Annotated in this window: 2 protein-coding genes; both read right to left on the bottom strand. The window is 38.8% G+C overall.

All coding sequences use genetic code 11. The features are described from left to right. Positions 1-10: 10 nt before the first annotated feature. Entirely contained in the window at positions 11-550 is a 540-nt protein-coding gene (locus tag FTV43_RS15780; RefSeq protein WP_141730351.1) for an IS630 family transposase, read from the bottom strand. Positions 551-566: 16 nt separating this feature from the next. Next, positions 567-1,022 (bottom strand): helix-turn-helix domain-containing protein, encoded by a 456-nt coding sequence (locus FTV43_RS15775; RefSeq protein WP_004973749.1) that lies wholly within the window; start codon positions 1,020-1,022, stop codon positions 567-569. Between the last annotated feature and the right edge of the window lie 60 nt (positions 1,023-1,082).

Below are 1,082 nucleotides of genomic sequence, written 5' to 3'. Positions count from 1 at the left end.
TAAGCTGTCATTAAAAAGTAAACATGTATTCTTTTCCGAATTGGTTTGATACTCTCTCCACCCATTGCTCTATTTTATCAGCTGTCATGACTTGAAAATCTCGCCAATAATATTTCATCTGCTTCCATACCATCTCGATTCGATTTAACTCAGGGCTATAAGCTGGAATAAAATACAAATTCGTCGAAAAGTTACTTTTAAGTAGCTCTCTGTAATCAGCCATCTTTTTACTTCTATGAATCGAGGCATTATCAACAATAAGAACCAATGGAAGGTTATAAGTCTGTTTTACTTGTTGAGCTATTCCAGTTAAATAGGCATAAAACCAAGTGCTTGTAACTGACTCTTGTAAACAACTTGTCACCAGTTTCCCCGTTGAAAGCAAACACCCCATGACATTAACTCGTTTTAATCTTATTGCATCAACCGCATGAACATCACCTATCTTTGTCCATGCATAGCGGTTATCAGGTGTAGATGAAAACCCTGTTTCATCAACATAACCTAATATAATTTCACCACGTGCCGCTTGCTCTCGTAATTTTTCAATCTGCTGTGTTGCTTGTTCAAATGCAATCGGATCTCTTTTTTTTCAAGCTATGACGGGTACGCTTGAAGACCATACCTGAATCACGTAAAAACTTACGAATGGTTTCAACAGACACGGACACTTCGTATTCTTCATGTAGTTTGACTCGGATTTGTTCTGCATTGAGTGGACTTGTATTGACCCAATCTAGGATTTTCGCCTGATAGTCTGAGATCAATGTATTGGGCCGACCTGAGCGATGACCTTCTTTAATCGATTCAAACTCATACAATTCCCAACGTCGGCGTTGTAGCCTTATGGTTTCTGGGATACGTTCTTGTAGAGTGGCAACTTCCGCAACACTTTTACCTTCAGAAAGCCAGAGAATAGTTTGGGCACGTTGTCTTTCACGCCAATGTTTTGCATGCTTGGCCAGAAAAATGAGTCGTTCTCGCTGTTCTAAACTAAGTGGTACAGAAACAATTCGAGGCATGTGTGAACATCTGTTAACTAAAAAAACTTTTTCGCATGATTAGTTATTCTTGTCAACTTA

The organism is Acinetobacter sp. YH16053 (genome assembly GCF_013417035.1).
In the GTDB taxonomy this organism is placed as follows: domain Bacteria; phylum Pseudomonadota; class Gammaproteobacteria; order Pseudomonadales; family Moraxellaceae; genus Acinetobacter; species Acinetobacter towneri.
The sequence above is the reverse complement of the archived record's forward strand: the minus strand, read 5'-3'. Positions and strand labels throughout refer to the sequence as shown.

Coding starts and splice junctions, on each gene's coding strand:
- FTV43_RS15775 (WP_004973749.1), bottom strand. CDS start 1,022: ATGCCTCGAATTGTTTCTGTACCACTTAGTTTAGAACAGCGAGAACGA.